Below are 6,315 nucleotides of genomic sequence, written 5' to 3' on the forward strand. Positions count from 1 at the left end.
TTTATTGCCATGGTCTGCTGGTGTGTCGCCTTCAGTTTTTCCGTTGTTGGATCGATTAAAAGAGATTGGCTACGATGGAATTGAGGCCTTGATTGGGTCGCCAGACGAGGCGGAATATAAAGCGTTGGCGAATCATGCAGCGGGTTTAGGCTTAGAGATTACAGGAGTATTTGTTTTAGGTGCCGATGACAATCCGATTTCTCCCGACGCTAGCGTGAGACAACGTGGGGTCGATAAGATAAAATGGGCGATTGATCGCGCCCATGATTTACAGGCTAAAATAATTTGTGGACCCTTTCATTCTGCTCATGGATCTTTCTCCAGAGCAGCACCGACAGAGCAGGAGTATCAGTGGAGTGCTGAAGTACTTCGACAAGTCGGCGATCATGCTAAGCAGGCGGATATTGTTTTAACGTTGGAAGCGGTGAATCGTTTTGAGACCTATTTGGCGAATACGATGGATCAGCTAGCGACCTTGGTTGAATTAACCGCGCATCCCCATGTGAAAGCAATGTATGATACGCATCATGCAAATATAGAAGAGAAGAGTATCGCCGGGCCGATTACGCGTATTAGCCCGCATTTGGCACATGTGCATATCAGTGAGAATGATAGAGGAACGCCAGGTAGAGGCTTGGTACGATGGGAAGAAGTGTTCAAAGCTTTAAAAGACGCGAAATATGAAGGATGGTACACGATCGAATCTTTCTCGCGTGCCGATCCTGATTTTGCAAATGCTATTAATGTTTGGCGCGAATATTCTGATCCATGGGAAATTGCGGAAGAGGGGTATAGTTTTATCAGGAATATGCTCGACAAAGCATAAAGATTAAGCGGGCGAAGGACGATTTGTTTCTGCTCGTAATCCATTATCAACTAACATAAACCGATATTATGAGCAAGCAAGTTAACAGTAGTGCATTGTTTTTAGGGAGCTGTTTAGCCCTGATTACAACGGGCCTAACCTTTTCTATCCGCGCAGGGATTCTTCCTCAACTAGGCAAGAGTTTCGATCTAAGTGCGGAGCAGTTGGGCTTCATCAATTCCATGTGGTTTTTAGGATTTCCTATTTCCATGATTCTCGGGGGATTGTTCTATTATAAGGTGGGACCTGCAAACATTATGCGTATTGCATTTATTTCGCATACGGTGGGGATTATCCTAACGATCTTTGCTACGGGCTATACATCCTTACTGGTTTCCACGCTGTTTATTGGCTTCGGAAATGGATGTACAGAAGCTGCCTGTAACCCTTTAATTGCCGACTTATACTCTGGCAAGAAGATGGACAAGATGTTAAATAGATTTCATATGTGGTTTCCGGGTGGAATCGTGCTTGGGAGCTTGATTTCGAAATTCATGACAGACTTCGGTGCTTCCTGGCAAACGCAAATGTGGGTCATCATGGTTCCTACGATACTTTATGCAATCATCTTCTGGGGCAAGGCATTTCCAGAGCCTAAACAAGAAGCTGCGGCATCAATTTCCAATAATTTCAAAGCGATGTTCTCTCCAATTTTCATATTCCTATTCTGTTGTATGGCATTGACAGCCATATCAGAATTCGGGCCTCAACAATGGGTGGGAATCATTATGGCAGATAGCGGAGCGAGTCCAATGTTAATTCTGGCTTTAGTGACAGGAGTGATGGCGGTAGGACGATTCTTCGCAGGATCGGTAATCAAAGTATTGGGGCAGACGGGTGTGCTGTTGTTTTCGGCAATATTCGCAACGATTGGCATCTATCTGTTCTCCGTCGTTACGGGTGGGATGGCTTATGTGGCGGCAATTTTCTTTGCAATTGGCGTTTGCTATTTCTGGCCGACCATGATTGCCACGACCGCGCAGCGTGTTCCATTGAGTGGTGCGCTAGGGATGTCGATCATCGGAGGAGTAGGCATGTTTTCGACCTCGATCTTTCAACCAATCATAGGACGTTGGATCGATAAATCAAAAGAAGCAGTCGTTGCTTCAGGACAGGCTGTAGGCAACATTGATTTGGCGGTAGGTCAAGCTACGTTAGCCAAGCTGGCTATATTTCCGGGCATACTGATTGTGTTATTTATACTGTTCTATTTCTGGCAAAAGAGAACTTACAAACCCGATACATATGCGGAAGAATCTGCGGTTGAAACAGCATAGCGGCAAAAGATTAAAGTATTAGAGGAAGATTGTAAACGATTGATATGGTTATAATGAGCAAGTACAAACATATAGCAGATTTTCGTACCGCCAAGTTAGCGACACTATTCTTGTTGTTATTAATAGCCGTTACGAATGCTGCTTGTGCGCAACAAAAGGAATGGTTGCACTTCAAACCGGACGCTGCAAAAGCAAAAGGGAAAAAAGTGGTATTGGTTTCCGGCGATGAAGAATATCGATCGGAAGAAAGTATGCCGATGCTTGCGAAGATATTGAGTAGCCATCATGGCTTCGAAACGGTCGTCTTGTTTGCCATTGACCCCAATTCAAAGCAGATCAATCCGGAATATCAGAAGAATATTCCAGGTCTTTCTAACTTAAAAGATGCGGATTTGATGGTAATAGCGACTCGGTTCCGCGAATTACCCGATGATCAGATGAAACATATTGATGAGTATTTGAAATCGGGGAAACCCGTTATCGGCTTACGCACGGCAACACATGCTTTTAATTTTGCTAAAGAATCAAAAAGCCCTTATAAGCACTATGCTTATAATGAGCAGAGCGAAGCTTGGAAAGGTGGGTTCGGCGGATTGGTATTGGGGGAGACTTGGGTAAATCATCATGGAGTTCACGGCAAAGAGGGAAGTCGTGGTCTGATTAACGGTTTAGAGGTTGAAGCAAAGAATCCAATATTAATGGGCGTAAAAGATATTTGGGTACCATCCGATGTGTATGGAATACGTAATAACTTAAAGGGCGCACGGATTCTTGTCTTCGGACAGCCTACTTCGGGCATGACTGCCGAGAGTCCGGTCAATTGGCAGAAAACTATTATGCCGGTTGCTTGGACAAAAGATTATAAAATACCCGGAGGGAAGAAAGGTCAAGTTTTCACAACAACCATGGGCTCTTCAATCGACTTAAAAAGCGCAGACTTAAGGCGCTTGATTGTCAATGCGACCTATTCCTTAGTCGGTTTATCGAGTGCTATTAAAGAAGATTTAAATATTGATCCTGTCGGAAATTTCGAAGCACGTATGTTCGGGTTTGGAACATACGAGAAAGGTAAATATCCGAAGGATTATCAATAAGGATTTTATTCGTTTTTATTAATTCAATTGGTTCCGTAGGGTTTGGTTAACCCTACAAGGTAAATCCTCGATGTGAATCGGGGATTTTTCTGTTTTAGAGATTTTGTTTGTTTATTTTTGTTTTATCAGGCATGGAGCATTCATTATAAATCAGCACATCATATGACGGAGATAAGAAGATTTAGGCGAGCGCAGGAAGAAGACAAAGATTTTATTTGGGGAATTCTACAGCAGGCAATTGCGAAGCGGAGAGAGGAAGGGAGCGAGCAGTGGCAGGACGGCTATCCTAATCCGGATGTGGTTGCTAATGATATTGAAAAGAAATATGCATATGTCTGTGTGGATGAACATGATGATATACTAGGCTATGTTGCACTTATCTTCGATAAAGAACCCGCTTATGAACAAATTGAAGGTCATTGGCTATCGGATAGTGCCTATGCTGGGATACATCGATTAGCCGTGAATCGAGAGCCGTATGTCAAGGGGATTGCTACTTGGATTATGCAGGCGGTCGAACCAATATGTAAAGATTTGGGCTATTACAGTATAAGAGTGGATACTAATTTTGATAATGCCGGAATGTTGAGGGTATTTGAGAAGTTAGGCTATGTGTATTGTGGGGAGGTCTACTTTAGAGGTGCGGCGCGCAGAGCATTCGAGAAAGTATTAGCGCGTTGAAAAGACTTTCATCTTTATATGGAAAGACAAAGTTTCTAATGGTGTTTGAAAGCAAATTTCATATAAAAAAAGGAGATGTCCGTTCAGAAATCTCCTTTTTTTATGGAAATACTACAGCTTATCACTAGCCCACTTAGGCTATAAACAGAGTCGTTTAAAAATAGTTTTAATCTATAAGACCTCGCATAATTAAACTGCCAGCTTACCTACGCGAATTGCGATCTTCCAGGATACGTTTTTTATCTCATTAGGGTCTTTCCAATAAGCGCTAAGCTGTTGTTTGAGATCGTCTAAAGGATCAATCTGTTCTTGATCGATAAACTTTTGCGTTGCAGACCAGGAGCGTAGATGGCCTAACAGATCATCTAATCTGAAGCGCTTGCGGATATAGAACTCTGGAGGTTCAATCTCTCGAAATGGAAAGGGGATAGTGGTATAGCCCTGCGCGATTAATTTATTCTGCGGTTGCCAGAACGGGCCTACAGTTTTATCATGGAAGTCCTGTGTAATTTTATCGATCTCTTTATTTACCTGCGGGATTCCATAGGCCCAAACTGCAATAATACCGTCTTTCTTTAGGACGCGTTTGGCCGACTCATAGAATTTTTCAATTTCGAACCAATGTATTGCCTGCGCTACTGTAATCAGGTCGACAGTTCTGCTGGCCAATGAAGGCTCTTCGGCTTTTTCTACTCGGTAAACAACTTGATCGTGCGAGAAAGCGTTCTGGATTTGCGCTTCACTAGGATCGGAAGCAAATACTTTTTTATAGAATTCTGCTAGATGTATTGCAGACTGTCCGTTTCCGGTGCCACAGTCCCAAGCAAGCTCATGTTGTGGGGTTAAGCTTTGTAAATAATCAAATAGCTCATGTGGGTAGGAGGGACGAAATTGGACGTATATTGACGCCTGTTTTGAGAAATTATCATTGAAAGCAGCCATATGATTGATGATTAAATCTACAAAAGATACTTTCTTAAAGTTACAAAATTAATTAGCAGTAATACCCATATTTGAATAAATTTAATGTGTATTTCATTTGTTATTTATCTGTTAATTAGTTTGTTAACTATTATCGGGAGTCATTCGCATGCGAATAGAACGCCATCTTTCATTAGCATATCTTGTGATGCGGTCGCCATCGGGCAATTGGCGAAAGCCTAATTTTTTATAGCAATTGATGGCTGGAAGATTCCAATCATAGACATTTAATTCAATATTCTCCACTCGCACGTCTTGCTTTGCGAAAGCTATCAATTCGTTCATTAAAGCTGTACCAAACCCTTTTCCACGCCTTTGTGGATTACCTATAAGCACTCTGCAGATTAATACGGTATGCACCTCGATACAATAGACTTCAGCATGCCCAATCACTTCGGAGTTATTCTCGTCGATTACTTTAAATATATTTCTTTTGTCTTCGGCACAGTATTTCTTAAGCTGCTCATGGTTCAATGGAAAACGAAATTTACTGCCGGCAAATTGTATCAGTAGCTTTTCGTCGCTGATCCAGCGATATAAGACGGTCAAAATCTTCTTCGTTGAAGGGCAGGAGCGTGATCATCTTTTGTTAGCTCGATTGACCCAAGACTCTTTTGTCAGTATGTACCAGGTTGTTGATGATCCGTCTAAATCGAAAAGCCCATGATAAACAAATCCAAGCTTCTCCAATACATGCCTTGAACCTGAGTTTTCAGGATCTGTAATTGCATAAATTACGTCAGTTGGTAAATTCGCAAATGCATAGTCTAGAATAGCAGAGGCTGTCTCTGTCGCATAACCTTTACCCCAATGCTTTTGCGTAAAGCGATAACCTAACTCATAGAAGTCGGAAACATTATTCCACGGTCCTTCTATAAATTTGATTCCACACCAGCCTAAAAATTCATTGCTATTCCGGTCGACAACTGCAAGTCGTCCGGTCCCATATTTTTTATATTGTGATTGGATGAAACGAATTCCTTCCTCGGCTTCTTCCAGACTATTAATCGGTTGTTTGAAAATATATTTGTGCACCTCTGGATCTGAATCCATTTCATAGAATCCTTCACGATCGATTTCCGATAATTTGCGCATCAAGGTACGCTGTGTAGTTATCATTACATCTTCCATAATCAAATATACATGATCTCGATCGTTAATTAGGGTTGCCATTCTGTAGAATAAAATCGACAAAAATAGCAGCTGTAATGATATTAAAGAATTGACAGGTACACTTTAAGTTTTTTGGATTAGAATTTGCTTATAGAGACGCATTACAATCATAAATATTACTACTTAGGGAAAACATAATTTTTGCCACTTAATTAAGGTTAAGTGGCAATTTTTATATCGATATGTGTTAAAATAATATTAAATTATTAATAAATAAATATATTTAAACTTAATTTTAATTATT

7 protein-coding genes are annotated in these 6,315 nt (G+C 41.2%); 4 read left to right on the plus strand and 3 right to left on the minus strand.

From position 1 onward, the window contains the following. The 4 genes from B2400_RS01085 to B2400_RS01100 form a co-directional block, all read left to right on the plus strand. The coding region (locus tag B2400_RS01085; protein WP_293930242.1) for a sugar phosphate isomerase/epimerase family protein at positions 1-826 on the plus strand (826 nt) is incomplete at its 5' end. A 68-nt stretch (positions 827-894) separates the two neighbouring features. Beyond that, positions 895-2,142 carry an MFS transporter gene (locus B2400_RS01090; protein WP_286651528.1) on the plus strand — a complete coding sequence of 416 codons (1,248 nt, stop codon included), beginning with the start codon at positions 895-897 and terminating at the stop codon, positions 2,140-2,142. Positions 2,143-2,195: 53 nt separating this feature from the next. Further along, positions 2,196-3,236, plus strand: coding sequence for a ThuA domain-containing protein (locus tag B2400_RS01095; protein WP_293930244.1), 1,041 nt, complete (start codon positions 2,196-2,198; stop codon positions 3,234-3,236). Positions 3,237-3,398: 162 nt separating this feature from the next. Then, positions 3,399-3,917, plus strand: coding sequence for a GNAT family N-acetyltransferase (locus B2400_RS01100; protein ID WP_293930246.1), 519 nt, complete (start codon positions 3,399-3,401; stop codon positions 3,915-3,917). Between the two features lie 189 nt (positions 3,918-4,106). Here B2400_RS01100 and B2400_RS01105 read toward each other — a convergent pair whose 3' ends face one another. From B2400_RS01105 to B2400_RS01115, 3 genes are all read right to left on the minus strand, one after another. Next, positions 4,107-4,859 carry a class I SAM-dependent methyltransferase gene (locus B2400_RS01105; RefSeq protein ID WP_286651525.1) on the minus strand — a complete coding sequence of 251 codons (753 nt, stop codon included), beginning with the start codon at positions 4,857-4,859 and terminating at the stop codon, positions 4,107-4,109. A gap of 123 nt (positions 4,860-4,982) precedes the next feature. Continuing rightward, positions 4,983-5,447 carry a GNAT family N-acetyltransferase gene (locus B2400_RS01110; protein WP_293930248.1) on the minus strand — a complete coding sequence of 155 codons (465 nt, stop codon included), beginning with the start codon at positions 5,445-5,447 and terminating at the stop codon, positions 4,983-4,985. Between the two features lie 30 nt (positions 5,448-5,477). Next, positions 5,478-6,071, minus strand: a complete 594-nt coding sequence (locus tag B2400_RS01115; protein WP_223110884.1) for a GNAT family N-acetyltransferase — start codon at positions 6,069-6,071, stop codon at positions 5,478-5,480. Positions 6,072-6,315: the final 244 nt, after the last annotated feature.

Source organism: Sphingobacterium sp. UBA6645 (assembly GCF_002455685.1).
Taxonomy (GTDB): Bacteria; Bacteroidota; Bacteroidia; order Sphingobacteriales; family Sphingobacteriaceae; genus Sphingobacterium; species Sphingobacterium hotanense.